Consider the following 26,285-nt stretch of genomic DNA (forward strand, 5'->3'; position numbering starts at 1 on the left):
ACAGGGGCTCTAGGCTGACCTCGATGTCGACCGAGCCCACCCAGGACACCCCCACCTCGACCCCCGCTGGAGACCCGGCGGGGGTCGACGTGCGTCCGGCGCGCCGGCTGCTCCTCGAGATCGGCGTGGCCGTCCTGCTCGTCGTGCTCGTGCGGGCCTTCGTCATGCAGTCCTTCCACGTCCCGAGCGCGTCGATGGAGCCGACGATCATGCCGGGGGACCGGGTCGTCGTCACGAAGATCGGCGCGGGCGAGATCGAGCGCGGTGACGTCATCGTCTTCGACGGCACCGACACCTTCGCGGCTGCCGACCGCACCCCCTTCGCCTCCGACGGGATCATCGGCCGCTCGCTGTCGGCGATCGCCTCGACGCTGTCCGTCGACCTCGGGGAGCAGGACTTCCTCAAGCGGGTCGCGGGCGTCGGCGGCGACCGGGTGACGTGCACGCCCGAGCGCGGCCTGCTCGTCAACGGCGACCGGGTCGACGAGCCCTGGCTGGAGCCGGGCACGAAGGCCTGCGACACCCCCTTCGACGTGGAGGTCCCGGCAGGTCGTCTCTTCGTCCTCGGTGACAACCGTGATGACTCCGCCGACTCCCGCAGCCACCTCGGCGATCCGGGAGGCGGCATGGTGCCGGTCGACGACGTCGTCGGTCACGTGGCGTGGCGCTACTGGCCGCTCGACCGGGTCGGCGGTCTCGAGCACTGAGCCGCGGCGGCCCGCGGACGGGCTCGGACACGGGGGGGCTCGGATGCCGTCCTGCGGCACCCGAGCAGCGATACTGGAACGGATGACGTCCCGGAACGGGGCGCGGTAGAGGAAGAGACCTGTGGCACACGACCCTGATTCGGCCCACGCCGAGGCCGAGGACGAAGAGCGCGAGCGGGCCCGCGAGGAGCGGGAGCGCAGCGATCGCGGACTCGGAGCCCGGCTCGGCGCGGCAGTCCGCGAGATCGTCGTCGTCCTGGCGATGGCGCTGACGCTGTCCTTCGTCGTCAAGACCTTCCTCGTGCAGGCCTTCTTCATCCCCAGCGAGTCGATGCAGAACACGCTGCTCGTCGGTGACCGGGTCGTCGTCTCCAAGCTCACGCCGGGTCCCTTCGACATCAAGCGCGGCGACATCGTCGTCTTCGAGGACCCGGGCGACTGGCTCAGCCCGTCGCCGCAGACCGACCGCGGGCCGGTGCTCGACGGCATCCGCAGCGGTCTGATGTTCGTCGGCCTGCTGCCCGACACCTCCGAGGGCCACCTCATCAAGCGGGTCATCGGCCTGCCCGGCGACCACGTCCAGTGCTGCGACGCCGAGGGGCGGCTGCTCATCAACGGCGAGCCCGTCGACGAGACGCCCTATCTCAAGCCGGGCGTCGAGGCGAGCCAGCAGGAGTTCAACATCACCGTGCCGAGCGGGCGGTTGTGGGTCATGGGTGACAACCGCAGCGACTCCTCGGACTCGCGCTTCCACGACCCGGGCGGCAACGGCGACAAGGGCTCGGTGCCGATCGACCTCGTCGTCGGTCGAGCCGTGGTCACGGTCTGGCCCTTCAACCGGATGACGACCCTGTCCGACTACCCCGAGGTCTACACGGAGGTCCCGGACGCAGGCAGCAACCGCTCGCTGGGCCCACCGGCGCGCGAGCCGCACACGTCGTGACGACCGCCCGTCGCGCACCCCGCTCCGGGCGAGGCCTCTCCGGCAAGCCCAGCCTGCGTGTCGAGCGCGAGCTGCAGCGGGCCGGGCACCGGGTGCTCGCCGGGATGGACGAGGTCGGTCGCGGTGCGCTCGCCGGGCCCGTGAGCGTCGGCGTCGTCGTCATCGACGAGACCTGCCGCACCGCGCCGGCCGGGGTGCGTGACTCCAAGCTGCTCACGCCGGCCGCCCGCCGGGCGATGGTCCCGCGGCTGCAGCGGTGGTCCCTGGCGCACGCCGTCGGTCACGCGCAGCCGGAGGAGATCGACGAGATCGGGATCATCGCCGCCCTGCGTCTGGCCGGGCGGCGGGCGCTGGCCCGGATCGACGTCGTGCCCGACCTCGTCCTGCTCGACGGCAACCACGACTGGCTGACCGACCCCGAGGAGGTCGGGCTCTTCGCCGAGCTGTCGGGCGGGGCGTCGACACCTCCGGTGCGCACGATGATCAAGGCCGACATGCGGTGCAGCTCGGTCGCAGCGGCGAGCGTGCTGGCGAAGGTCGAGCGCGACGACCGCATGGTCGAGCTGGCGCGCGAGCACCCGCACTACGGCTGGGAGGACAACAAGGGCTACTCGGCGAGCGCGCACATGGACGCCCTCGGTGTGCACGGGCCCAGCGAGCAGCACCGCCGCTCGTGGTCGCTGCCGGGGGTGGCCCCGGTCGCGCCGCAGGTCGTGGGAGATGATGAGGGCGTCGCGGGCGTGGGCCCTGAGCTGCTCGCGACGACGACGAGCGAAGGGAGGTCCCGGTGAGCTCTGAGGACCTGGAGAAGTACGAGACCGAGATGGAGCTCGCGCTCTACCGCGAGTACCGCGACGTGGTGCACCTCTTCAGCCACGTCGTCGAGACCGAGCGGCGCTTCTACCTCGCCAACAGCGTCGACGTGAAGGTGCGCGGCGAGGGCGCGGAGGTCTACTTCGAGGTGACGATGCAGGACGCGTGGGTGTGGGACATCTACCGCCCCGCGCGCTTCGCCAAGCAGGTGCGGGTCGTGACCTTCAAGGACGTCAACGTCGAGGAGCTCGCGAAGTCCGAGCTCGAGATGCCCGAGGGCGGCTTCTAGCCCCGTCGCGCGCATCGGCGGCCCGGGCTGCCGGGGGCGGTTGTCCCCATGCTCGTGGCCGCGCTCGGCGTCGTCCACAACCTCGCGCGGACCCGGCCACGCCCCCTTCGCCCGCCCTTGACTGGGTGCCGGAGGTGGTCGCGATGACCGAGGTGGAGCCCACACGGGCCAGGGTGGGAGCAGAGGGCGAGGACTTCGCCGTGCGCTTCCTGACGAAGCAGGGGATGCGGTTGCTCGACCGCAACTGGCGCTGCCGCGAAGGGGAGATCGACCTCGTCCTGCGCGACGGTGACGTCATCGTCGTCTGCGAGGTCAAGACCCGGCGGAGCCTGGCCTTCGGCCACCCGGTCGAGGCGGTCACCCGGGCCAAGCTCGCCCGGCTGCGCCGGCTCGCGGGGCGGTGGCTCGCCGAGCACCGGGTCGACTCCAGCGGTGTGCGACTCGACGTCGTGGCCCTGCACCTGCTGCCGGACGAGACCTATCGGGTCCAGCACGTCAGGGGAGACGGGCTGTGAGCATCGGGGTCACCCGCGGAGTGGCGCTGAGGGGCATCACGGGGCACCTCGTCGACATCGAGTGCCACGTCGGACGCGGGCTGCCGGCCTTCGACATCGGCGGGCTGCCCGACACCGCGCTGAGGCAGGCGCCCCAGCGGGTGCGGGCGGCCTCGATCTCGGCCGGCTACTCGCTCAACGCTCGCCAGCTGACGGTCAACCTGTCGCCGGCGGCGATCCCCAAGCACGGCACCGGCTTCGACCTCGGCATCGCCGTCGCGGTGCTCGCGGCGTGCGACGAAGTGCCGGCCGACGCCGTGCGTCCGGTCGCCCACCTGGCCGAGCTGGGGCTCGACGGCCGGCTGCGTCATGTGACCGGGGTCCTGCCGGCGGTCCTCGCCGCCCAGGCAGCGGGGTGCGACCACGTCGTCGTCGCCCCCGACGACGTCGGCGAGGCGCGGCTCGTCGAAGGGGTGCGGGTCTCCACGGCCACGACCCTCGGTGACCTCGTGCTCGCCTACCGGTCCGGCCGGCGTGCGGGGGAGCGGCTGCCCGAGGCACCGGAGCCCTCGAGCGACGGCCCGCCGCGCAGCGGACGCCGGCTCGACCTCGCCGAGGTGTCCGGTCAGCACGAGGCCCGTACGGCGCTCATGCTGGCCGCCGCCGGAGGGCACCACCTGCTCCTCAACGGCCCACCGGGCTCGGGCAAGACCATGCTCGCCGAGCGGCTGGTCACGATCCTGCCGCCGCTGACCCGCGAGCAGGCGCTCGAGACCCTCGCCGTGCGCTCCCTCGTCGGGGCCGCCCCGCCGACCGGTCTCGACGTCGTGCCTCCCTTCGTCGCCCCGCACCACTCCGCCAGCGTCGCGGCCCTCGTGGGCGGTGGCTCCGGTCTGGTGCTGCCGGGCGCACTCTCCCAGGCCCATCACGGCGTCCTTTTTCTCGACGAGGCCGCCGAGTTCGGCTCGGCCGTGCTGCAGGCGCTGCGCCAGCCCCTCGAGTCCGGGAGGGTGGTCATCGCCCGGGCTCGCGAACGGGTCACCTACCCGGCGCGGGTCCAGCTGGTCCTCGCCGCCAACCCGTGCCCGTGCGGCGAGGGCTACGGCAAGGGGCTGGCCTGCCGGTGCCGGCCGACCGAGCGCCGCGCCTATGCCGCGCGGCTCAGCGGTCCGCTGCTCGACCGGGTCGACATCCAGGTTCAGGTGCCCAAGGTGAGCCTGGCCGACCTCAGCGAGGACCCGCCCGACTCGAGCGAGGCGGTCGCGGCCCGCGTGCTGGCTGCCCGCGAGGTGCAGCGACGCCGCTGGGAGCCCCTCGGCTGGTCGCTCAACAGCCAGGTCCCGGGGCCGCAGCTGCGGCGTCGCCCGTGGCGGCTGCCGTCGGCGACGACGTCGACCCTCGACCGGGCGCTCGATCTCGGGCAGGTGACCGTCCGCGGCTACGACCGGATCCTGCGGCTGGCGTGGACCTCGGCCGACCTCAACGGCCGCACGGTCCCGAGCCCGACCGATGTGGGTCTGGCACTGATGTACCGCACGCAGGGCGCGGTGGCGGCGTGAGGCGGCCCGAGCGCGATGGCGCCCCGACGGGTGCCGAGGTCGCCCGCGCCCACGCGATGGTCGGTTCCGACGAGCGGCGCGCACGGGTCGCGTGGTCGCGGGTGCTCGAGCTGCGACGTGAGCGGGTGAGCGATGCGCCGCACGCCCTGCAGTCAGCCCTCGCCGAGGTCGGCCACGTGGAGGCCTGGCACCGGCTCGTGGACGGAGATCTGCTCCGCTCGGACAACGCTCGGGCACGCGTGGCCGGGGTCGACGTCGACGGCGAGCTGGACCGCGTCGAGCGCACCGGTGCCCGGGTCGTGATCCCGGGCGACGCCGACTGGCCCGACGCGCTCGACCACCCGCTCGTGTCCCCGCACCTGCTCCACGTGCGGGGGCAGGGGTCGCTCACCGACCTGTCGGCCCGGGCCGTCGCCATCGTCGGCTCGCGGGCGAGCACGGGCTACGGCGAGGCCATCGCCCGGGAGATCGGGGCAGGTGCCGCCGGTCGGGGGTGGACGGTCGTCTCCGGCGCGGCCTTCGGCATCGACGCCGCGGCCCACCAAGGGGCGCTCGCGGTCCACGGACCGGCCATCGCCGTGCTCCCGTGCGGGCCGGACCGGGTCTACCCGGAGGGCAACCGGCGGCTCGTCGAGGCCGTCGCCGAGCAGGGGGTCGTCATCACCGAGCTGGCGATCGGGACCGTGGCCATGCGGCACCGCTTCCTCTCGCGCAACCGGATCATCGCTGCCCTGTCGCGGGCGACCCTCGTCGTCGAGGCGGGGCTGCGGTCGGGCTCGCTCAACACCGCTGGCTGGGCCGAGGCGATGCGCCGCCCGGTCGGGCTCGTGCCCGGCCCGGTGACCCAGATGTCCTCGGCCGGCTGCCACGAGTGGATCCAGAAGCATCGCGGCAGCCTCGTCACCGACACCGCCGACCTGCTCGCGCTCGCCGGCCGGGTGGGTGAGGAGGTCGACCTGCCGGTCGAGCAGCTCGGACCCGCGCGCGAGCTCGACGCGCTGACCCCACCGCAGCGCCGCATCCACGACCTGCTCAGTCGCAGTCGCGGCACGAGCTCGGGGGAGCTGGCGGCCGAGCTCGTGCTGCCGGTCGAGGAGGTCTTCGCCGAGATCGCGACGATGTCGATCGACGGGTGGGTCGAGCAGGACGACGGGGGGCTGTGGCGGCGAGCGCGATGAGCCGGGCGGTGACCGGTGTCGCCTCCGCCCGGAGGGAGGTGGGTCGTGGCACCGTGAGGGGGTGAGCGCCGCGTCGACCTCCGAGCCCGCGCCGCCCCCCGCGTGGGTCGGCGAGGTCGTCGACGCCTTCGCGACCCACCTGCTGCGGGAGCGCGACCGGTCCGAGCACACGATCCGCGCCTACGTCGGTGACACCAGGGCCTGCCTGACGTGGTGCGCCGCCGAGGGCAGCGACGGCGTTGCCGAGGTCACGCTCGCCCAGCTGCGCGCTTGGCTCGGCACGCTCGCCGCGAGCGGTGCGGCCCGGTCGACGCTCTCCCGACGCTCGGCGGCGGTGCGCACCTTCTTCGCCTGGACGACGCGCACCGGCCGGACGGCCACGGACCCCGCGCTGCGGCTGGCGTCACCCAAGCGGCAGCGCACCCTGCCCGACGTCGTCTCCCGCGAGGGGATGACCGCCGTCCTCGACGTGGCCGCCGTCGCCGCGGACGACGAGGACCCGATCCACCTGCGCAACCGGGCCGTCCTCGAGCTGCTCTACGCGAGCGGGATCCGAGTCAGCGAGCTCACCGGCCTCGACGTCGACGACGTCGACCGGGGCCGTCGCGTCGTGCGCGTGCTCGGCAAGGGCCGCAAGGAGCGGGTCGTGCCCTACGGCGGGCCGGCCGACGAGGCCCTCGGCGAGTGGCTCGAGCGCGGCCGACCTCGGGTGGCCGTCGATGGCTCGGGCCCGGCGCTCTTCCTCGGCAGGCGCGGTCGCCGCGTCGATCCCCGTCAGGTGCGAGAGGTCGTGCACGCACTGCTCGCCCATGTCCCTGATGCCCCTGATGTCGGCCCGCACGGGTTACGTCACTCCGCGGCGACCCACCTGCTCGAGGGCGGCGCCGACCTGCGCATGGTTCAGGAGCTGCTCGGCCACTCCTCGCTCGCGACGACGCAGATCTACACCCACGTCTCGCTCGACCGCCTGCGCCGCAGCTACGAGCAGGCCCATCCCCGCGCCTGACCGACGTCGTCCACACCCTCGCGGCCGTCGGCTCCGCCGTCCACAGCCGCGCCGGCACCGTCCCACCGGCGACGCAGGGCGACCACGCTCGATCCATGAGCACCGTCCCCTTCGTCGCCCTCGCCCTCGCCGGGGCGCTCACCGGCCCTCCGCCCCCGCCGGCCGCCGACCGCTGGTCGTGGCCGGTGGGTGGCGGTGCACCTCCTGCGGTCGTCGCCCCCTTCGACGCACCGCAGGAGCAGTGGGGCGCCGGGCACCGCGGCATCGACCTCGCGACCTTCGTGGGCGCGCCGACCACCGCGGTCGCCGACGGCGTCGTCACGCACCGCGGGCGGATCGCCGGCCGCGGCACGGTGAGCGTCACGCACGCCAGCGGGGTCCGCAGCACCTACGAGCCGGTCGACGCGAGTGTCACGACCGGTGACCGCGTCAGGCGGGGGCAGCAGATCGGCACCGTCGGTCCGGAGGCCGGCCACTGCGCCCCCGCCACCTGCCTGCACCTCGGCGCACGGCGCGGCCCGACATACCTCGACCCGATGACCTTCTTCGGTGCCCGGCGGGTGATCCTGCTGCCCGTCCGCTGAGTCCGGGTCAGCCGGTGAAGGCGGCGAGCCGCCGGCAGGCCTCGTCGAGGACGGGCACTTGCTTGCAGAAGGCGAAGCGCACGAGCGAGGACATCCGCTCCGGCTCGTCGCAGAAGACCGACACCGGCACGGCGGCCACGCCGGCGGCAGCGGGCAGGTCGAGGCACCACTGGAGGGCGTCGGTGACGCCGAGGAGTGCGGCATCGGCGACGACGAAGTAGGTCCCGTCCGACGGGCGCACGTCGAGCCCGGCGGCCTCGAGCCCGCTGACGAGCAGGTCGCGTCGCTCGCGGAGGGAGTCGGTGAGGTCGGTGAGCACCTGCGGTCCCAGACCCAGTGCGTGGGCGACGGCGTGCTGCAGGGGAGAGGCGGTCGTGAAGGTCAGGTACTGCTTGACGACGCGGGCGGCCCGCACGAGGGGAGCGGGGCCGGTGACCCAGCCGACCTTCCACCCCGTGACGGAGAAGAACTTGCCGGCCGAGCCGATCGTCAGGGTCCGCTCGGCCATCCCGGGCAGGGTCGCGATCGGCACGTGCGGCACGCCGAAGGTCAGGTGCTCGTAGACCTCGTCGCTGATGACCCACGCGTCGTGCCGGCGGGCGAGGTCGGCGACGACCTCGAGCTCGGCGCGGGTGAAGACCTTGCCGAGGGGGTTGTGCGGGGTGTTGAGCAGGACCACGCGCGTGCGTTCGGAGAAGGCCGCGGCGAGCTGCTCGGGGTCGAAGGTCAGGTCCGGGTAAGACAGCGGGACGGTCCGACGGACCCCGCCCGCCAGGTCGATGCCCGCCGCGTAGCTGTCGTAGTAGGGCTCGAAGGTGACGACCTCGTCGCCGGGGGAGACCAGCCCGAGCAGGCTCGCCGCGATCGCCTCGGTCGCCCCGGAGGTGATGAGCACCTCCGTCGCCGGATCATGACGAAGGGAGTGGAAGCTCGCCTGGTGCGCGGCGACCGCCTCGCGCAGGGCCGGGATGCCGATCGAGGGCGGGTACTGGTTGTGGCCGGCCGCGACCGCCGCCCGTGCCGCCTCGAGGACCTCCGCGGGTCCGTCGGTGTCGGGGAAGCCCTGCCCGAGGTTGACCGCGTCGTGCTCGAGGGCGAGCGCCGACATGGTCGCGAAGATCGTCTCGGCGTGCGGCTCCATGCGGTCGACGAGGGGTGAGCTCATGCCCGCAGGCTACGCGGGGCGACGATTTCCCCCCTTCGCCCCGCCGCCGTAGGATGAGGGGCACATCCAGTCTGTCTGGATGAATTCGCGTGTTCCTCGCCGGGTGATCAGATCACTGTGAATCCGGGGCCACACCACGGCAGTCCCGATCTCGGTCGGGCGGGGTGGGTCGGAGCACCAGGAGACAACTGACAATCAACGAGAGAGGACTTCGGCATGGCCGTCGTCACCATGCGCCAGCTCCTGGAGAGCGGCGTCCACTTCGGGCACCAGACCCGCCGGTGGAACCCCAAGATGAAGCGCTTCATCATGACCGAGCGCAATGGCATCTACATCATCGACCTGCAGCAGTCGCTGACCTACATCAACGACGCCTACGAGTTCGTCAAGCAGACCGTGTCCCACGGCGGCACGATCCTCTTCGTCGGCACGAAGAAGCAGGCCCAGGAGCCCATCGCCGAGCAGGCGACGCGCGTCGGGATGCCCTACGTCAACCACCGCTGGCTCGGTGGCATGCTCACGAACTTCCAGACGATCTCCAAGCGCCTCACGCGCCTGAAGGAGCTCGAGGAGATCGACTTCGACACCGTCGCCGGCTCCGGCTACACGAAGAAGGAGCTCCTCATCCTTCGCCGCGAGAAGGACAAGCTGGAGAAGACCCTCGGCGGTATCCGCAACATGGCCAAGGTCCCCTCGGCCGTGTGGATCGTCGACACCAAGAAGGAGCACCTGGCCGTCGACGAGGCACGCAAGCTCGGCCTCCCGGTCATCGCCATCCTCGACACCAACTGCGACCCCGACGAGGTCGACTACAAGATCCCGGGCAACGACGACGCGATCCGCTCCGTCACCCTGCTCACCCGCGTCGTCGCCGACGCGGTGGCCGACGGCCTGATGGCCCGTGGTGGCGGCAACGCCACCGAGGGTGCTGCGTCCGCCGAGGCCGAGCCGATGGCCGAGTGGGAGCGCGAGCTCCTCGCCGGTGAGAGCACCGAGGCCGCGGCTCCCGCCGCCGAGGCTCCCGCTGCCGAGGCCCCCGCCGCGGAGGCTGCCCCGGAGGCTCCGGCCGCCGAGGCCACCCCCGAGGCCTGAGCACCACCTCACCGACCACCGTCACACTCTGAGCAAGGAGAACGGGACACACATGGCGAACTACACCGCCGCTGACATCAAGGAGCTGCGCGAGCGCACCGGCGCCGGCATGCTCGACGTGAAGAAGGCGCTCGACGAGGCCGAGGGCGACAAGTCCAAGGCCCAGGAGCTGCTGCGCATCAAGGGCCTCAAGGGCGTCACCAAGCGTGAGGGCCGCACGACCTCCAACGGGCTCGTCGTGGCCCAGGCCGAGGCCGGCGTCGGCACGCTCGTCGAGGTCCTCTGCGAGACCGACTTCGTCGCGAAGGGCGAGAAGTTCGGCGCCCTCGCCGACGAGGTTCTCGCTGCTGCGGTCGCGTCCAAGGCCACCGACGCCGAGAGCCTGCTCGCGGCCCCGGCCGGCGACAAGACGGTCAAGGAGCTCCTCGACGACGCCAACGCGACGATCGGCGAGAAGATCGAGGTCAAGCGGGTTGCCCGCGTCGAGGCCCCCCAGGTCTCGGCCTACCTGCACAAGACCAGCCCCGACCTGCCCGCCCAGATCGGTGTCCTGCTGGGCACCGAGGGTGGCGACGCCCAGGTGGCTCGTGACGTCGCGATGCACATCGCGGCCTTCAGCCCCAACGTGCTCACCCGCGACGAGATCGACGCCGACGTCGTTGCCAACGAGCGCCGGATCGCCGAGGAGACGGCCAAGGAGGAGGGCAAGCCCGAGGCTGCGCTCCCCAAGATCGTCGAGGGCCGGGTCAACGGCTTCTTCAAGGAGAACGTCCTGCTCGACCAGCCCTTCGCCAAGGACTCGAAGAAGTCCGTCGGCAAGGTCCTCGAGGAGGCCGGCGCGAGCGCGACGCAGTTCGCCCGCTTCCGCGTCGGTTCCTGACGAACCCCGCACCGCCGAAGGGCGCCGCACCCCAGCCGGGGTGCGGCGCCCTTCGTCATGCTCGGCGGCAGGTCACGGGGAGCGCCGCGGCTGGGTCCACGGCAGGAAGAGCCGCGTGACAAAGGGGAGGAAGACGTACGTCATCCACGGGATGGCGATGGCGCAGGTGAGCAGCACGCGGCCCCACGCCGGCCAGCCCTCGGTGACCATCGCGAGGAGATAGGTGAGCACCAGGCTCGTGGGGAAGAAGGCGCAGAAGATGACGACCATCTGCTTCCACCGCGGGGGAGCGGGAGGTGCGATGTCGCCGCCGGTCACCTCGTGCGGCTCGTCGAACCAGCCCTCGATGCCGGTGCGCGACTCCATCCGGGTCGCCTCCACCAGACGGGCGGCGGCGCCGAGCCAGCGGGCGCGCTCGTGCGACTCCTGCCAGTGCTCGAGGGCGTCGGCGTCGGCGAAGCGGTAGAGCATGTGCCACTGGTCGGAGCCGAGCGACGGGCGCACCCACCCCGAGCCGAGGAAGCCGGGGAAGCGCCGCGCGAGGGTCGTCCCCGCGTCGGCCCACACCTGCATGAGGGCTTCGTCCTCGGGGCGGACGGTGCGGGTGATCGAGACGGTGACGGGGGCCGACCGGTCGGCGGGTGCGGTGCTCACGACCGGCAAGGATAAGCCGTCAGGACCCGTCCGGGATCGCGTTGAGGACGACCCGCACCATCCAGGCGAGGTGCTCGCCGACCTGCTCGGGCGTGCCCGTCGGGTGCATGACCTGCGACAGCGCCACCCGGACGATGACCTCGATCGTCGCGTCGATCCGGGCCTGCGGCAGCGGCAGGGCGAAGGGGGCGACGAGCCCCTGGACGGTTGCGGTCGCCAGCTCGAGCAGGTGCTCGGGTCGGGTCGTCAGGAGCGGGAGCAGCTCGGTGTCGGCGCCGTGGGCGGCGGACACGACGCCGCGCACGAGGGCGCTGTCCTCGGCCCGCTGCAGCACGCGGGTGATCGACGCCTCGATGGCGGTGGGCACGTCGGGCGCCCCGTCGAAGCCGGCGATGACCTCCCCGAGGAAGCCCTCGACCTCACGGATGACGAGGGCCTCGGCGAGCTCGGCCTTGGTCCCGACCTCGGTGTGCACGGTCTGGCGGCTGACGCCGACCGCGGAGGCGATCTTGCCCATCGACACCGCGGCCCAGCCACCGCCGATCGTCAGACCGGCGGTGGCGTCGAGGATCCGTGCGCGCAGCGGGGAGTCGGTCACGCCGCACCGGCCTCGACGACGAAGTCGAGCTTGTCGCGCACGCCGCAGTCGGGGCAGGTCCAGTCGACGGGGACCTCGGCCCATGCCGTGCCCGCCGCGAAGCCCTCGTGCTCGTCACCGGCGGCGACGACGTAGCGGTAGCCGCAGCCCGGGCAGCGCGCGGCCGTGACGTCGTCGGGCGCCTCGGGCAGCGCGGGCGCCTCGAGCACGGCGATCGCCGTGGCCCCGCCCGATGCGCGGTCCTGCCGGGCCGAGTGCGCGGTGAGGATCCGCTCCCGCTTGCGTGGGTCGATGTTGGCCCGGGTCAGGTCGCCGTCGAAGTGCGCCGCGACCCGGGGGTCCATGACCCGCCGCCACAGCGGGGGCACGAGGGCGAGGACGATCATGCCCGCATAGCCGGTCGGCAGCACCGGGGCCTCGTCGAAGCTGCGCAGGGCCTGGTAGCGCCGCGTCGGGTTGGCGTGGTGGTCGCTGTGCCGCTGCAGGTGGTAGAGGAAGACATTGGTCGCGATGTTGTCGGAGTTCCACGAGTGGCTCTGCAGGACGCGCTCGTAGCGCTCGACGTCGCCGTGGTGGACCTTGGTCCGCAGCATCCCGTAGTGCTCGAGGTAGTTGACGACCTCGAGCAGGCTGAGCCCGATGAACCCCTGGAGGAGGAGGTAGGGGAGCAGCCCCGGCCCGAGCCACAGCACGAGCGCGGCCCAGAGCACGAGCGTCATGAGCCAGGCATTGAGCACGTCGTTGTCGAGGCGCCACGGGTGCTTGCCGCGGCGGGCCAGCCGGCGGGCCTCGAGGCGCCACGCGCTGCGCAGCGAGCCGATCACGGTGCGGGGCCAGAAGGCGTAGAAGCTCTCGCCCAGCCGCGAGCTCGCCGGGTCCTCGGGCGTCGCGACCCGGACGTGGTGGCCGCGGTTGTGCTCGATGAAGAAGTGCCCGTAGCCGCTCTGCGCGAGCGCCACCTTGGACAGCCAGCGCTCGTGCTGCGGCCGCTTGTGGCCCAGCTCGTGGGCGGTGTTGATGGCGATGCCCCCGACGCAGCCGATCGAGACCGCCGCCCCGATCTTGTCGATCGTCGTCAGCTCGAAGGGAGTGCCCAGTCGCCCCGGCAGGTCGGCCGCCAGGTCGCCCAGACCGAGGGCACCGAGCACGTCGGGCGTGGGGTTGCCCCGGGCGATGAGGTACATCGCCGCGGCGAAGCCGAGGTACTGGATCGGGACGTAGGCGTAGATGATCCACGCGTAGTAGCGGTCGGCCTCGAGCGCCTTGACGAGCTCCTCGGGCGGGTTGTGCGCGTCACGTCCCACGAGCAGGTCGATCGCCGGGATGACGCCGAGGATGATGATCGGGCCGAGCCACAACCACCAGTGCCAGCCGGTCGTCGCGTAGCCGAGGTAGGCCACGAAGGCCAGCGAGGGCACGACCAGCCCGATGAGCCACAGATGGCGCTTGCGATCGCGCCACGTCACCTGTCCGTCTGCCGACACCATCGTCGCCATGCCACAGCTCCTCGTCGTCGAGTGGTCCTGCTGCGGTGACGGTACTGACGATCGGGTAACTTGACAACTGGTCACAAAATGTCAAGCAGGGTCCCGGTGATCTCCCTTCGCCGCCGGGTCGTCGCCGGTCCTTGCCGAGGAGTCCTCTGTCGGGCCGCACCTGTGGAAGGATCGGGGCGATCCCCCTTCGCCCTCGACCACAGGGAGCACACCCGTGTCCGACGAGACCACCACCCCCTACCGACGCGTCCTCCTCAAGCTGTCCGGCGAGGTCTTCGGCGGCGGCAAGGTCGGGGTGGCCCCCGACGTCGTGCGCGGTGTGGCGGACCAGATCGCCGAGGCCGTGGCGAAGGGAGTCCAGGTCGCGATCGTCGTCGGCGGCGGCAACTTCTTCCGTGGCGCCCAGCTGCAGGAGCAGGGCATGGACCGCACCCGAGCCGACTACATGGGCATGCTCGGCACCGTGATGAACTGCCTTGCGCTGCAGGACTTCCTCGAGGACGCCGGTGTCGACACCCGCGTCCAGACCGCCATCACGATGGGCCAGGTCGCCGAGCCCTACATCCCGCGTCGCGCGATCCGCCACCTCGAGAAGGGTCGCGTCGTCATCTTCGGTGCGGGCGCCGGCATGCCCTTCTTCTCGACCGACACGGTGAGCGCCCAGCGCGCCCTGGAGATCAAGTGCGACGCGGTGCTGATGTCCAAGAACGGCGTCGACGGGGTCTACGACTCCGACCCGCGCAAGAACCCCGACGCCCGCAAGCTCGAGAGCGTCACCTACGAGGAGGCACTCCAGCAGGACCTCAAGGTCGTCGACGCCGCGGCCTTCAGCCTCTGCCGGGAGAACAACCTGCCGATGCTCGTCTTCGGCATGGAGGGCGAGGGCAATGTGACCCGAGCCCTGCTCGGCGAGTCCATCGGCACCCTCGTCCACGCCTGAGTGAGAGACTGACCCCAGACCACCGCGGCACCCGCCGCCCGCCCGCCACGGCCGCCACGGCCGGACAAGGAGAGCCCCAATGATCGAGGACGCACTGCTCGAGGCCGAGGACAAGATGGACAAGGCCGTCGAGGTGGCCAAGGACAACTTCGCCGGGATCCGCACCGGTCGCGTCAACCCGGGCCTCTTCAGCGGGGTCCTCGTCGACTACTACGGGTCGCCGACGCCGCTGCAGCAGCTCGCCTCCTTCGCCACGCCCGAGGCCCGCACCCTGCTCATCACCCCCTTCGACAAGTCGTCGATGGGTGCGATCGAGAGCGCGCTGCGTGACTCCGACCTCGGCGCCAACCCGAGCAACGACGGCACGGTCATCCGCGTGACCATGCCCGAGCTGACCGCCGAGCGGCGCAAGGAGTACATCAAGCTGGCGCACTCGCAGGGCGAGGACGCCAAGATCTCGATCCGCCACGTCCGACGTGCCGCCAAGGACACCATCGACAAGCTCGTCAAGGACGGCGAGGTCGGCGAGGACGACGGCACCCGGGGCGAGAAGGAGCTCGACGCGCTGACGAAGAAGTACGTCGAGACCGTCGACACCCTGCTCAAGTCCAAGGAAGCCGAGCTCTCCGAGGTCTGATGTGACCGAGCCCGAGTCCGCGACCCGTCGCTCCGTCCGGGCGGCCGCGCCCGCCCCGGCCGCTCCGACGAGTCGTGCCGGGCGCAACCTGCCCGTCGCCATCGCGACCGGCGTCGCCCTGGGCGGCGTGGCCGCCGGTTCGCTGGCGCTGCACCCCGTCGCCTTCCTCGTCGTCGTCTGCGTCGCCATGGTCGTGGCGGTGTGGGAGATGCGCCAGGCCCTGAGCGAAGGGGGGCTCTACGCCCCCTTCGCCCCGGTCGCCATCGGCGCCGTGAGCATGACGGTCGCCGCCTACGTCCGCGGGGCCGAGGCGCTCGTCTTCGCGGCCGCGCTGACCCTCGTCGCCACGCTCATCTGGCGGGTCGCCGACGGGCTCGCGGGGGCGCTGCGTGACGTCGGTGCCGGTGCGCTGATCCTGCTCTACCCCTGCCTGCTCGCGGGCTTCGCCGCGATGATGCTCGCGGAGCCCCAGGGCCAGTGGCGCATCTTCGTCTTCATCCTCATCACCATCTTCTCCGACATCGGTGGCTATGCCTTCGGTGTGCTCTTCGGCAAGCACCCGATGGCGCCGAAGCTGTCCCCGAAGAAGTCCTGGGAGGGCTTCGCCGGCTCGGTCATCTCGTGCGCCGCGGTCGGCGCGATCGCCATCCCGCTCACCCTCGACGGGGCGTGGTGGCAGGGCGCGATCCTCGGGGCGCTCACCGCCCCGGTGGCGACGATCGGTGATCTCATCGAGTCCAGCCTCAAGCGCAACCTCGGGATCAAGGACATGTCCAACATCCTGCCGGCCCACGGTGGCCTCATGGACCGGCTCGACTCGCTCGTCCTCGTCATCCCGCTCATGTGGGTGGCGCTGCGGATCATCGCCCCGCACTGACCTCCCTGACGCATCCCTGACGGGGTCCCCGGCCGCCCCTGACCACGTGTTCACCCGCGGTCCCAGGTCCGGCCCTAGCGTCGCTCGTGCCCCGGCACCCGACCGTCAAGGACCCGCCATGCGCCTGCGCGCCACCTGCTCCGTCCTCGCTGCCACCGCGGCGACCTCGATCGCCCTGGCGCCGGCCGCGTCGGCCACCGCATCGCCCCCGGGCATCCCGTCGACGGCCACCGCCATCAGCCAGCTCGACGCCCTGCCCGTCGAGACGGAGGGGTCGATGACCGGCTACGACCGCGACGAGTTCAACCACTGGATCACCGTCGACGGGTGCGACACCCGCGAGACCGTCCTCGCCCGGGACGGCGACGACGTCGAGGTCGGCTCGGACTGCCGGCCCACGTCGGGGGACTGGTTCAGCGAGTACGACGGCGCCTCCTTCACCGACGGCAGCGACCTCGACATCGACCACGTCGTATCTGTAGCGGTCACAGTAAGTGCCATCTGATCGCGCAGGTCAACTCGTCAGCGACATGCCGGTCACAGAGAGGCGATCTGCTGGCCCGCATGGGGATCCATCCCGACGGGAGCCGGGCCCGGCGTTACCTCGCCCTGGTGGATCTTGGCGATCGGAGGGTGCTCGTCGATCGTCCGGTAGGGCGAACGGATCGCCGGGACCACGTGAGCGTGTCTCCGCCGGTGAGATCGCAGTGGTCTTCTTCACGGCGGTCAACGAGGCAGTTCATACTGTGGTCACCCCTGCGCAGGACACACGCCATCAACGCGTGAGGAGCCACCCGGTCCCGTAAGCCGATCACCCTGCGGGACGCCGTCGATGGCTCCGAGTTGGCAGCGCGCGTGTCGGGTGCTCGATCCGCTTGAGTGCCGAACTTCCGCCGCGCTCAGCTTGCCGAGGCGTGTCCGGCGGCGATACGCCGGATGTCCCAGATGTGGTGGTGCGCGTCGTGACAGTTGTTTCGAGCTATGTCCTCAGCACGCTGCCGTCCCCTGGTTGCGTGCTGCAGCACGACTCCTTCCTCGATAGATGCCGCCAGCACCTCGACCCAACGCTCGGCCGCATCGCCCGCAGACCAGAGCGCAACGGCCACCGGAAGTTGCTCGTATCCGCGCGCCAGGGCCAGTGCGTCGGGGTCGTAGCCGCTCACCGCGCTTCGTCCTGTCAAACGCGCAGTTTGAAGACGTTCAGCCCACTGACGCAGGTTGTCCCCGATGTGCGACACGTACTCGGTCACCGCCCAGCCGTCCAGTCGCTCGTCACCTTGCAACGAGGCGGTTGCTGCACGTAGCCGACTATCGAGGTCGGCGATCCACGCCACCGCGTCGTCCGGCTTCACCGACCACTCGAAGCCGCACTCCCGGCATGGGTCTCCGAAGAGGTCAGCACCCCAAGGCTCCATGGCGCGAGGGTAGACCAGCCGAAGCTCCTTCCATGGCCGCACAGGATCGATCAGTGCAACAGCCTGGGCTCCCGATCCCCGTCGAGCATGCTGACGACCCGTCCGGCGAGGGAGTCATCACGCAGAAGTCGAAGGACCTGAACGGCGATCGTTTCGGGCGGCACGAGGGTCGGCGCGAGGCCACGCTCAGCCGCCGGCATCGCAGCAAGCTCATCGTGAGCGCGCTTGAGGCCCACCCACCCCGGGACGACGCAGTTGACGCGAACGCCATATCGCTCGTGCCAGTCGGCGAGGGCGGTCGTGAACCGGATCAAGCCCGCCTTGGCGGCCGCATACTCAGGGGACCTGTACGCGGTTGTCTCCACCCCGGCGCTGGACGACATGTTCACGACGGCGCCGCCGCCATGACCAAGCATGTGCAACGCCAACTGCGTAAGTGCCATAGGAGCCACTAGGTCCAGTTCGATCGCGTTTCGCCACGCTCCCGGCTCAGCCGTGGGGAACTGCACTCCGCCGGCGCTCCAGCCTCCGGCGTTGTTGACGAGCACGTCCAGGCCGCCCGCTTCCTGGGCCGCGGCCATAGCAGTCGCGCGGCCGGCCTCGGTGGCGACGTCAGCGACAGTGATCCCTTCTCCCGGTCGGAGATCCACGGTGATCACGGTCGAACCCGCTTCGCGTAGGGTCTCGGCGATGAACCAGCCGAGGCCTGATTCCGCTCCGGTCACGAGCGAGACCTTCCCATCGAGTTCCACAGCCGCAACGGTAGCCCGCGGAACGACACCGCCCCAGAAGCTGGAACAGCACCCGGCGAATCGAAGATGACCGGCTGCAGCAACTGATCGTTAGACGGCACCGTTACAGATAGACGTCATGCCGTCCCGCAGGAGGAACCGCTTGCGGTGATAGTGCAGGTCAGCGCACGAACGCATGTTCGGGTGTCCCGTAAGACCCGTCCTGGACGATGCCCGGTGATGGGGAGCTATCCGGGACGTCGATCAGCGATCTTCGGGGTCGGGGTGTTCGTCGTCGAGGTACGCGAGTCGACGGCGGAGTTTGAGGTTCTCTCCGTGCGCGGCGGCGAGGGCGCGCTGGAGTGCCTCGAGTTCGTGGCGGTGGCGCCGGCGTTGTTCCTTGAGTTGGGTCGACAGGGCGCGGATCGCGCTCGTGCTTGAGGTGCCGTCGTCTTGGGGCGGGGCCGAGGTCGGTGCGAGGCGCCCACCTCTCAACGCGACGATCTTCGACCGCAGGTCCGGGGTGTTGTAGAGGAAGTCGGTAGAGACGCCGGCTCGGCGGGCGACCGCGACGAACGTGATTGCCTCGCCGGCTTTGGTCATGTCTTGAAGGGCCTTGGTGGCGCGTTTCATCACGTCGTCGTGCCGGGCCTGGGCGGCTCGGGCCAGGTGCTCGCTCATCCAGCGTCCTCTCCCGCGGCGTCGTTGCGTTGGGTTCTGTCATTAGCGCCAGCCCCTCGTACGGCCTGTGATGTGTCGCTGACGTCCTCGATGGCGAGGAGGATCTGGCGCAGGGAGGCGGTTTCGGCGGTCCGTCCTTGTGCCCAGACGTTGTCCTCGTCCATCGGGGTGCCGTACTTGGCCAGGAACGCTGACTGGCGCTGTTCGAGGAGACGTTCGGCGTCGGTCAGCTGGCGCCGCAACTCCGGAGCGTGGCTGGCGTCGGTGACGAACTTGTCACAGGACAGGCATGCGTTGCCACGATTGCACACCTGCTTGGGTGGCAGCATGCACCAGCCGTTGGGCAGCACTCGGTCGGCCCGCTTGTCGAGCTGGAGGACGTCGTAGAGGTCCTCGGAGTCCAGGGGTAGGGGGCGTCCGTCGGTAGTGACCTTCTTGAACCGCAGGAACTCGCGTTCGGCGGTCTGGGCGAGGGTGATCGCGTAGTGCATGGTCATCTCCGGGGAGGCGTGGCCGAAGTAGCGCATGACCACGTGAAGTGGGACCCCGGCATTGAGCAGGTTTGTTGCGGCGGTGTGCCGGAAACGGTGGGTCTTGCTGATCGCCACGATCCGTCCCTGGCTGTCGGTGATGCCGAGCCTGTCGGTGAGCTTGCCGAGGATGCTGTGGAGGGTGGCGTCGGAGTAGGGGTGCGCTCCGTTGCGGTTTTCCCGTGGTCGGGGGAAGAGGTAGCGGGGCTCACGGTCCATCCAGCCCATGCTGGACATGTGTCGGCGGGCCTCGATCTGCTGGGTGCGGATGATGGCGACCACCTCGGCGTCGACGGGGATCGAGTTCGGTTGGCCTGTTTGGACCTTGGTCTGCTGGTAGCGCATCCGGGCGACCAGCCCGGACTCGTCGACGTCGTTGGAGCCGACCAGCGGCAGCAGGGGGTCGAAGTCCATCATCAGTACCTCGTTGACCCGGCGACCGGTTCGGATCAGCAGCATCAACGCGTGGAATGCCGCAAGATCACCGAGCCCTCCCTCGGCTTTGGGGAGCGCCAACAGCTCAGCTCCTTCGGCGATACGGGCCACGACATCGTCCTCGAGCACCATGTCCTCGCTGTGCCTGTTTGTCAGCCGTGGCTTGTCGCCGGCGCGGAACAGCACGCTGTGAGCCGGACCCAGTGCCAACCACCGCGGCTCGCGCAAGGTGGTCGCTGCATCGGTCCGGTTGTCATACATCCAGGCGTAGAACTGCTCGATCGTTGTCAGGATCGCTCGCCGCGGGTTCGCCGCCAAAGGTTGGCCCGTTCGAGGCCCTGACGTCACCCTGTGGCTGCGCACGCCGGCCAAGAAGCCACGGACGAAGGGACGGAGTTCATCGGGGTCGACGACCAGCGGTGGGCCGGCGTCGCCGGCCTCGTCGAGGTAGCGCTGCAGCCACTTCAGCCCGTCCAGCCGCGTCTTCATCGTGCTCCAGGAGTAGCGCTCCGTCTCCAGGCAGGTCGACAGCCACCACTTCGCGGCCTCCCGGAGCCAGTCGCTGGTCAGGTGGCTGAAGTTGGCGCTGCTGCGCCCGTGCGGCTCGTGATCGCGCTGCGGGACACGCGGATCGAGCTGAGGGTTCCAGACGTTCAGCTGCCACCAGTCTCCCCGGTGGTACGGGTAGACCAGGACGTCCTGGAGCCGGCGGATCGTGTGCAGCGCGTGGTCGTCGTTGCTGCGCCCCAGATCGGCACCGCGCAGCCGCGCGCCGTGGGCCTGGTGTAGCCACTCCTCGGGCGTCAACTGCAACAACGACTGGGCCGTTCGAGCGGGGGCTCCGCCCTGACCGGTGGCGACCCGCAACACCCTGGTCGTCGCGTTGAAGGCCAGAGGGTAGACGCGCCGTCCGAGTTCGATCTCACGGTGTAGCAGCCAGGCCAGCTCCCCAGTCATCGGCTCGGGGAGGCCTCGCATGTTGAGGGCGATCGTGGTCCACGAGCCCCCGGCGCTTGTCTCAGCCACAGCCGCGCGGTACCGCTCGGGCATGGTGGTCTTGTCGAAGTGGTCGCGCCGGCAGTCCTCGGGTAGAGACTCCCAGAGAGTGGCGGCCACGTCGGCATCGAACATCTCGGAGACCGGTAGCCGTGGGTCTCGCCGGTCCAGTCGTTTCCCTGCGTGCCCGTTGCGCTGGGCCTGGCGTGGTTGCTCAGTCATCGGCAGTCGACTCCCATCCGTGCACGACGTGGCGCCAGTTGGCCAATGCGGCCAGCTCGGCGTCGTCGGTGACGTGCCCGTACGTGTTGGTGGTGGTCTGCACGTCGCGGTGACCCAGGCGGCTGCTGACCACGTGCAGTGGAGTGCCGGCCAGCAGCAGCGCTGTGGCGTGGGTGTGGCGGAACCAATGCGGAGTCATCCCCGACGGAAGCTCCGGGATCTGGCGCTTCCGCCGGTTCAGGTGCGCGTAGACGCTCTCCGTTCGCAGTGGGGCGAACATCGGCTCCCGGAAGGCGTTGCAGAAGATGTAGGCCGCGTCCCAGTCCTCGATGACGGCGTCTGCGCCCCGATCGCACAGCCACCACACGTAGTCGCCGTAGAGACGGTCAAGTCGGCTGCCCACGAACACGCGTCTTGCCCCGCTCTTGAGTTGCAGACCGTGCGGGTGCGGTCGAGGAACGATGTGGACCGAGGCGGTGTCCCCTCGACCCGTGGCCCAGTCTCGGTGCTGCAGCGAGAGGGCCTCGCCGATCCGCATCCCGGTCTCGGCCAGTAGCGTCCACAACAACCGGTAACGCAGGTCGCCCGACCATTCCCCGCTGGAGGTGTCGAAGTCGGCCTCGGCCGTGATCAGTGCATCGACGCTCGCGGGCTCGAGTACGGGCACCTCCCGGGGCCGGACACGCACCTTGACGGTCGATTGGCTCCGGGTCCCACGACGGGCCACATGCTCCAGAAAGGGCAGGTAGCGGCCGGGGCTACGGCTCACCTGTTCGTACAGGAACGGGGCCGCCGGCACTCCCATCGCCGCATGGAACCGGTAGAAGCTCATCACCGGACGGACCCGGGCCGCGACGGTCGCGTCGGAGACAACCCGGGTCGATCTCAACGCGGTCGTCCTGGAACCGACTTCACCGGCACGAAGCGCCTGCAGGAACGAGCCGAAGTCGGTCAACTGCACTGCATCCCACGCACGGCCGCGACCCGCCAAGTGCGTCGACCACAAAGCCAAGCTCTTCGCATACGAGCGCACCGTGTTCGGTGAGTAGTCAGACTGTCGGACAAAATCCAGATACGACTCGACGTGCTCGATCACGTGGGCCTCGTCGTCGACGACTGTCCACGTCACGCCATCCGGAATCGCCACTCTCTGGGTCGATGCCATCACGGCACCTCCTTCTCGGTCGCCTATCAAGGTAGAAGCGAGCACCGACAGGCGGATGTCCTCAACAGCGAGGAGGCTGTACCTGATAACAACGCCGCCGACACTCCACCGCCTGGCCCGTACTGTCGTCGGCGACGTCACCGCCAGCCGGTACGCCGTACCGGATAACACGTCGTCCCGCTTGCCGAGGCGTGGCGCTCCGGCGCGGACTCGTGGTCGGACCAGGAGCGCGAGGACTTCGCCAACGACCTCGAGGGCCCGCAGCTCATCGCCGTCTCGGCCTCCTCCAACCGGTCGAAGGGGGACCAGGACCCCTCGACGTGGTGGCCGACCCGCACGACCTACCGGTGCACCTACGCCAAGATGTGGGTGGCGACGAAGTATCGCTGGGGGCTGGCCCTGCAGTCCGCGGAGAAGACCGCGCTGTCCGACCGGCTCGCGAGCTGTTGAGGCCGACGATGAGCCGCACGAGCACCTTCACCGCCCGACCCGGTGGCGTGGCCACCCGTGAGGTCGGCACCATCACCGGCCGCATCGAGCTCGAGACGAGCGAGCGTGACGGGCAGGTCTCCTCCCGGGTGCGCTACGAGGGGGCGGACGAGTGGTACCACCTCACCGAGGAGCCGACCATCGGCAGCGCCGAGGCGGTGCACGAGGCCCTCGTCGGCGTGCTCTCCGGGCCGGAGCAGGCCACTGGGCCCGACGAGGCGGCCCACGGCGAGGGGCAGGGGCGCGACGCCGCCGACCCGGCTGCGGGCAGCTTTGGTGGGGCACGCTCCTGACCTGAGATGATGGGCGGGATGACCGACCTGCCCACGCCCTCGACCGCCCGCCCGTCGCCCGGCCAGCTGACGATGACCGCGCCCCGCCGCGGCAAGCCGCCGCGCCATCTCGCCGACCTCGACCTCGCGGGCCGGGTCGAGTGGGCCAAGGAGTTGGGTCTGCCCGGCTTCCGCGCGAAGCAGCTGTCGACGCACTACTTCACCCACCACACCGACGACCCCGAGCAGATGACCGACCTGCCCAAGGCGGCCCGGGACGAGCTCGCCACCGCGATGCTCCCGCGCCTGCTCACGCCGGTGCGCACGATCACCGCCGACCGCGGAGCGACGCTGAAGTCGGTGTGGCGGCTGCACGACGGCGCCCTCGTCGAGTCCGTCCTCATGCGCTACCCGCGTCGCGCGACGATCTGCATCTCGAGCCAGGCCGGCTGCGGGATGAACTGCCCCTTCTGCGCCACCGGCCAGGAGGGCCTGACACGCAACATGTCGACGGCCGAGATCGTCGGCCAGGTCGTCGAGGCCAACCGCCTGCTCGCGCAGGCAGGTGACCTGCCGCTGGGTGACGACGCCGGCGCCGCGCTGGGGGCCGAGGCCGATGACGAAGGGGAGTCCCTCCCTTCGTCGTCGGGTCGCCGCGTCACCAACGTCGTCTTCATGGGCATGGGTGAGGCCCTGGCCAACTACAAGGCCGCGATCGGTGCCATCCGCCGCATGGTCGACCCCTCGCCGGAGGGCCTGGGCATGAGCGCCCGCGGCATCACGATGTCGTCCGTCGGTCTGGTCACCGGCATCGACCGGCTCACCGAGGAGGGCATCCCGGTGACGCTCGCGCTGTCGCTGCACGCGCCCGACGACGAGCTGCGCGACGAGCTCGTGCCGATCAACACGCGCTTCAAGGTCGACGAGGCGATCGACGCCGCGCACCGCTACTACCTGCGCACCGGGCGCCGGGTGAGCATCGAGTACGCCCTGATCCGCGACATCAACGACCAGGCCTGGCGTGCCGACCTGCTCGGCAAGAAGCTCACCGAGCGCGGCAAGGGCTGGGTGCACGTCAACCCGATCCCGCTCAACCCCACGCCGGGGTCGAAGTGGACCGCCTCGCGGCGCGGCGTCGAGCAGCAGTTCGTCGAGCGGCTGCGCGCTCACGGCATCCCGACGACGGTGCGGGACACGCGCGGCAGCGACATCGACGGCGCCTGCGGGCAGCTCGCGGCGGCGACCGCATGAGCGCGCCCGTCACCGAGGCCCACGAGATCGTCCTCACCCTGAGCGGACCGGACCGCCGTGGCATCGTCCACGCCGTCACCGGGGCGATGGCCGGGCTCGACCTCAACATCCTCGACAGCCAGCAGTTCGGCGACCCGTCGACCGGCGAGTTCCACCTGCGGATGCACCTGCAGGGGGAGGGGGCGATCGACGCCGAGCGGCTCGAGGCGCAGCGCGCCCGACTGGCCGACGAGCTCGGCGCCGACGTCGACGTCCACGACCCGAGCGAGCCGCACCGGCTGCTCGTCATGGTGAGCCGCCAGGGGCACGTGCTCAACGACCTGCTCTTCCGGGTGCGCACCGGCCAGCTCAACGTCGTCGTGCCGGCCGTCGTGTCCAACCACGAGGACTTCCGCGCGGAGGTCGAGTGGCACGGCATCCCCTTCCACCACGTGCCGGTGACCCGGGAGACCAAGCCGCAGGCCGAGGCGCGGCTGCGCGAGATCATCGCGGCCGAGCAGGTCGAGACGGTGGCGCTCGCGCGCTACATGCAGGTGCTCTCCGAGGACCTGTGCGCCGACCTGCCCGGCCGGGTCATCAACATCCACCACTCGCTGCTGCCGTCCTTCAAGGGGGCGCGCCCCTACTCGCAGGCGCACGAGCGCGGGGTCAAGGTCATCGGTGCCACGGCCCACTACGTGACCTCCGACCTCGACGAGGGCCCGATCATCGAGCAGGACTTCCGCCGGGTCGACCACCGGATGAGCCCGGCACAGCTCGCCGCCACCGGCGCCGAGCTCGAGGCGATGGCCTTCGCCCGGGCGCTGCGCTGGCACGTCGAGCGCCGGGTCGTCCTGCGTGGCCGGCGCACGATCGTCTTCGACTGACCCCCTTCGCATTTCCTTGAGGAAATGCGAACCCGGCCCGCACGCCTCAGATACATGCGAAGGGGAGAGGGCGGGTCTCGCCACGAGGGCAGGCTCTCCCTTAGGTTTTGATCATGAAGACAGGCGGGTCGGCTCCGGGGTCGCAGTCCTCGCTGCGCCGGGCCAACCGAGAGCGGGTGGTCGAGACGCTGTCCGCGCACGGCCCGCTCACCCAGGTCGAGATCTCCGGCGCGACCGGACTGTCGCCGGCGACGATCTCCAACCTCGTGCGCGATCTCGCCGCCGACGGCGAGGTCGCCCTGTCCAACAGCGTGCGCAACGGTCGCCGCGCCGTGCTCGTCGCGCTCGCCGAGGGAGGGCCCCTGCTCGCGGGAGTGGCCTTCGGGGACAGGGACATCCGCGTGGCCATCGGCACCGGACCCAACGACGTCATCGCCAGCCAGCGGATGCCGCTGCCGCAGGACCACCACGCCGACGAGGGGCTGGACCGGGCGGCCCGGCTGCTGCACGACCTGCTCGTCGACAACGGTCGATCGGTGCCCGACCTCGACCAGGTCGCGCTCGGGCTGCCGGCGCCCGTCGACTCGGTGACCGGGGCGGTCGGCTCCGAGCTGATCATGCCCGGCTGGCGGGGTGTGCCGGCGGCGGCCGAGCTCGAGACCGCCCTGCGAGCACCCGTCGTCCTCGACAACACCGCCAACCTCGCGGCCGAGGGTGAGCTCCTGGCCGGTGCGCTGAGCCGCGTCTCCACCGGCGCCTACCTCAAGCTCTCGCACGGCGTCGGTGCCGGCCTGGTCATCGGCGGGCGGGTCTTCCGGGGCAGCGCCGGCACCGCGGGGGAGATCGGCCACGTGACGATCGACGAGGCCGGGCCGGTGTGCCGGTGCGGCAACCGCGGCTGTCTCAACACCTATGTCGGGTCGCCGGCGCTCATCGCGGCCATCGCCCCGTCCCAGGGACCGATCGGCTTGCGCGACATCATCGCTCGCGCCCAGCAGGGCGACCCGGGCTGTCGTCGGGTCATCGTCGACGCCGGCCGCCACCTCGGCGTCGCCGTCGCGGGGCTGGTCAACCTGCTCAACCCCGAGGTCATCGCCGTCGGCGGCCAGCTGGCCCGCACCGGTGACCTGCTGCTCGACGCGATGCGTGAGGGCGTCGAGCGCAGCGCGATCCCGAGTGCGGCTGCGAGCGTCGAGCTCGTGCTCGGGGCGCTCGGGGACGAGGCCGACGTGCGCGGGGCGCTGCTGCGCGCCGCCACGGCCCGGTCGGCGCGGGTCGGCTGAGGTCGCACTTCGGCGACACGTTGAGTTCAAGTCTTGA

28 protein-coding genes and 1 pseudogene are annotated in these 26,285 nt (G+C 70.9%); 20 read left to right on the top strand and 9 right to left on the bottom strand.

Features of this window, described 5'->3' with window-relative positions; all coding sequences use genetic code 11:
• The first annotated feature begins 23 nt into the window (after nt 1-23).
• The 9 genes from lepB (ACQBJO_RS05550) (at nt 24) to ACQBJO_RS05590 (ending at nt 7,573) form a co-directional block, all read left to right on the top strand.
• On the top strand, nt 24-707 hold the full coding sequence (lepB, locus tag ACQBJO_RS05550; protein ID WP_421006868.1) for a signal peptidase I: 684 nt from the start codon (nt 24-26) through the stop codon (nt 705-707).
• Nucleotides 708-828: 121 nt separating this feature from the next.
• Nucleotides 829-1,650 carry a signal peptidase I gene (gene lepB, locus ACQBJO_RS05555; protein WP_255185763.1) on the top strand — a complete coding sequence of 274 codons (822 nt, stop codon included), beginning with the start codon at nt 829-831 and terminating at the stop codon, nt 1,648-1,650.
• Nucleotides 1,647-2,441, top strand: a complete 795-nt coding sequence (locus tag ACQBJO_RS05560) for a ribonuclease HII (protein WP_421006867.1) — start codon at nt 1,647-1,649, stop codon at nt 2,439-2,441. Before lepB (ACQBJO_RS05555) ends, ACQBJO_RS05560 begins: the two co-directional genes overlap by 4 nt.
• The gene (locus tag ACQBJO_RS05565) at nt 2,438-2,752 is read left to right on the top strand and encodes a DUF2469 domain-containing protein (RefSeq protein WP_255185765.1); all 315 of its coding nucleotides are present in this window, start codon (nt 2,438-2,440) and stop codon (nt 2,750-2,752) included. The genes ACQBJO_RS05560 and ACQBJO_RS05565 overlap by 4 nt, the downstream gene beginning before the upstream one ends.
• Nucleotides 2,753-2,895: 143 nt before the next feature.
• Nucleotides 2,896-3,267 carry a YraN family protein gene (locus ACQBJO_RS05570; RefSeq protein WP_255185766.1) on the top strand — a complete coding sequence of 124 codons (372 nt, stop codon included), beginning with the start codon at nt 2,896-2,898 and terminating at the stop codon, nt 3,265-3,267.
• A complete protein-coding gene (locus ACQBJO_RS05575; RefSeq protein WP_255185767.1) occupies nt 3,264-4,805 on the top strand; it encodes a YifB family Mg chelatase-like AAA ATPase in 1,542 nt (513 codons plus the stop codon). Before ACQBJO_RS05570 ends, ACQBJO_RS05575 begins: the two co-directional genes overlap by 4 nt.
• Complete coding sequence (gene dprA / locus ACQBJO_RS05580; RefSeq protein WP_421006866.1) at nt 4,802-5,983, top strand: DNA-processing protein DprA; 1,182 nt, start codon at nt 4,802-4,804, stop codon at nt 5,981-5,983. The genes ACQBJO_RS05575 and dprA overlap by 4 nt, the downstream gene beginning before the upstream one ends.
• 61 nt (nt 5,984-6,044) lie before the next feature.
• Nucleotides 6,045-6,989, top strand: coding sequence for a tyrosine recombinase XerC (locus ACQBJO_RS05585; protein WP_421006865.1), 945 nt, complete (start codon nt 6,045-6,047; stop codon nt 6,987-6,989).
• A 95-nt stretch (nt 6,990-7,084) separates the two neighbouring features.
• On the top strand, nt 7,085-7,573 hold the full coding sequence (locus ACQBJO_RS05590; RefSeq protein ID WP_255185770.1) for a murein hydrolase activator EnvC family protein: 489 nt from the start codon (nt 7,085-7,087) through the stop codon (nt 7,571-7,573).
• Nucleotides 7,574-7,580: 7 nt separating this feature from the next.
• Here the strand turns inward: ACQBJO_RS05590 and ACQBJO_RS05595 are convergent, their stop codons facing one another.
• Nucleotides 7,581-8,738 (bottom strand): pyridoxal phosphate-dependent aminotransferase, encoded by a 1,158-nt coding sequence (locus ACQBJO_RS05595; RefSeq protein ID WP_421006864.1) that lies wholly within the window; start codon nt 8,736-8,738, stop codon nt 7,581-7,583.
• 216 nt (nt 8,739-8,954) lie between these two features.
• On the opposite strand from ACQBJO_RS05595, the gene rpsB reads away from it, so the two are divergent.
• Together rpsB and tsf are read left to right on the top strand one after the other, a co-directional pair.
• Entirely contained in the window at nt 8,955-9,830 is an 876-nt protein-coding gene (gene rpsB, locus ACQBJO_RS05600; RefSeq protein ID WP_421006863.1) for a 30S ribosomal protein S2, read from the top strand.
• Nucleotides 9,831-9,882: 52 nt separating this feature from the next.
• Nucleotides 9,883-10,710 carry a translation elongation factor Ts gene (tsf, locus tag ACQBJO_RS05605; protein ID WP_255185773.1) on the top strand — a complete coding sequence of 276 codons (828 nt, stop codon included), beginning with the start codon at nt 9,883-9,885 and terminating at the stop codon, nt 10,708-10,710.
• 72 nt (nt 10,711-10,782) lie between these two features.
• Here the strand turns inward: tsf and ACQBJO_RS05610 are convergent, their stop codons facing one another.
• The 3 genes from ACQBJO_RS05610 to ACQBJO_RS05620 are packed head-to-tail and all read right to left on the bottom strand — an operon-like array spanning nt 10,783 to nt 13,458.
• Entirely contained in the window at nt 10,783-11,373 is a 591-nt protein-coding gene (locus ACQBJO_RS05610) for an antibiotic biosynthesis monooxygenase (protein WP_421006862.1), read from the bottom strand.
• 10 nt (nt 11,374-11,383) lie between these two features.
• Complete coding sequence (locus ACQBJO_RS05615; RefSeq protein WP_421006861.1) at nt 11,384-11,962, bottom strand: TetR family transcriptional regulator; 579 nt, start codon at nt 11,960-11,962, stop codon at nt 11,384-11,386.
• Nucleotides 11,959-13,458, bottom strand: a complete 1,500-nt coding sequence (locus tag ACQBJO_RS05620; protein WP_421006860.1) for a fatty acid desaturase — start codon at nt 13,456-13,458, stop codon at nt 11,959-11,961. Before ACQBJO_RS05620 ends, ACQBJO_RS05615 begins: the two co-directional genes overlap by 4 nt.
• Nucleotides 13,459-13,672: 214 nt before the next feature.
• Here ACQBJO_RS05620 and pyrH point away from each other — a divergent pair, with 214 nt between their 5' ends.
• The 4 genes from pyrH (at nt 13,673) to ACQBJO_RS05640 (ending at nt 16,417) form a co-directional block, all read left to right on the top strand.
• Nucleotides 13,673-14,398 (top strand): UMP kinase, encoded by a 726-nt coding sequence (gene pyrH, locus ACQBJO_RS05625; RefSeq protein ID WP_421006859.1) that lies wholly within the window; start codon nt 13,673-13,675, stop codon nt 14,396-14,398.
• 79 nt (nt 14,399-14,477) lie between these two features.
• The gene (frr, locus tag ACQBJO_RS05630) at nt 14,478-15,035 is read left to right on the top strand and encodes a ribosome recycling factor (protein WP_421006858.1); all 558 of its coding nucleotides are present in this window, start codon (nt 14,478-14,480) and stop codon (nt 15,033-15,035) included.
• Nucleotide 15,036: 1 nt separating this feature from the next.
• A complete protein-coding gene (locus ACQBJO_RS05635) occupies nt 15,037-15,912 on the top strand; it encodes a phosphatidate cytidylyltransferase (protein WP_421006857.1) in 876 nt (291 codons plus the stop codon).
• A gap of 118 nt (nt 15,913-16,030) precedes the next feature.
• Complete coding sequence (locus ACQBJO_RS05640; protein WP_421006856.1) at nt 16,031-16,417, top strand: hypothetical protein; 387 nt, start codon at nt 16,031-16,033, stop codon at nt 16,415-16,417.
• Nucleotides 16,418-16,811: 394 nt separating this feature from the next.
• On the opposite strand, the gene ACQBJO_RS05645 is transcribed toward ACQBJO_RS05640, so the two are convergent.
• From ACQBJO_RS05645 to ACQBJO_RS05665, 5 genes are all read right to left on the bottom strand, one after another.
• Nucleotides 16,812-17,327, bottom strand: a complete 516-nt coding sequence (locus ACQBJO_RS05645; RefSeq protein ID WP_421006855.1) for a hypothetical protein — start codon at nt 17,325-17,327, stop codon at nt 16,812-16,814.
• A gap of 50 nt (nt 17,328-17,377) precedes the next feature.
• Nucleotides 17,378-18,079 carry an SDR family NAD(P)-dependent oxidoreductase gene (locus ACQBJO_RS05650; RefSeq protein WP_421006854.1) on the bottom strand — a complete coding sequence of 234 codons (702 nt, stop codon included), beginning with the start codon at nt 18,077-18,079 and terminating at the stop codon, nt 17,378-17,380.
• 243 nt (nt 18,080-18,322) lie between these two features.
• Nucleotides 18,323-18,739 (bottom strand): DUF6262 family protein, encoded by a 417-nt coding sequence (locus tag ACQBJO_RS05655; protein WP_018155890.1) that lies wholly within the window; start codon nt 18,737-18,739, stop codon nt 18,323-18,325.
• Nucleotides 18,736-20,835 carry a tyrosine-type recombinase/integrase gene (locus ACQBJO_RS05660; RefSeq protein WP_421006853.1) on the bottom strand — a complete coding sequence of 700 codons (2,100 nt, stop codon included), beginning with the start codon at nt 20,833-20,835 and terminating at the stop codon, nt 18,736-18,738. Before ACQBJO_RS05660 ends, ACQBJO_RS05655 begins: the two co-directional genes overlap by 4 nt.
• A gap of 79 nt (nt 20,836-20,914) precedes the next feature.
• A complete protein-coding gene (locus ACQBJO_RS05665; protein ID WP_421006852.1) occupies nt 20,915-22,087 on the bottom strand; it encodes a tyrosine-type recombinase/integrase in 1,173 nt (390 codons plus the stop codon).
• 228 nt (nt 22,088-22,315) lie between these two features.
• On the opposite strand from ACQBJO_RS05665, the pseudogene ACQBJO_RS05670 reads away from it, so the two are divergent.
• The 5 genes and pseudogenes from ACQBJO_RS05670 to ACQBJO_RS05690 all read left to right on the top strand — a co-directional run.
• Nucleotides 22,316-22,537 (top strand): annotated as a pseudogene (locus tag ACQBJO_RS05670) (hypothetical protein); the annotation flags it as partial.
• Nucleotides 22,538-22,545: 8 nt separating this feature from the next.
• Complete coding sequence (locus ACQBJO_RS05675; protein ID WP_421006851.1) at nt 22,546-22,869, top strand: hypothetical protein; 324 nt, start codon at nt 22,546-22,548, stop codon at nt 22,867-22,869.
• An 18-nt stretch (nt 22,870-22,887) separates the two neighbouring features.
• Nucleotides 22,888-24,099, top strand: a complete 1,212-nt coding sequence (gene rlmN / locus ACQBJO_RS05680; RefSeq protein ID WP_421006850.1) for a 23S rRNA (adenine(2503)-C(2))-methyltransferase RlmN — start codon at nt 22,888-22,890, stop codon at nt 24,097-24,099.
• Nucleotides 24,096-24,965, top strand: coding sequence for a formyltetrahydrofolate deformylase (gene purU / locus ACQBJO_RS05685; RefSeq protein ID WP_421006849.1), 870 nt, complete (start codon nt 24,096-24,098; stop codon nt 24,963-24,965). Before rlmN ends, purU begins: the two co-directional genes overlap by 4 nt.
• 113 nt (nt 24,966-25,078) lie before the next feature.
• A complete protein-coding gene (locus tag ACQBJO_RS05690) occupies nt 25,079-26,248 on the top strand; it encodes an ROK family transcriptional regulator (protein WP_421006848.1) in 1,170 nt (389 codons plus the stop codon).
• The last annotated feature ends 37 nt before the right edge of the window (nt 26,249-26,285 follow it).

The organism is Janibacter zhangyanbonis (assembly GCF_050507325.1).
Taxonomy (GTDB): Bacteria; Actinomycetota; Actinomycetes; order Actinomycetales; family Dermatophilaceae; genus Janibacter.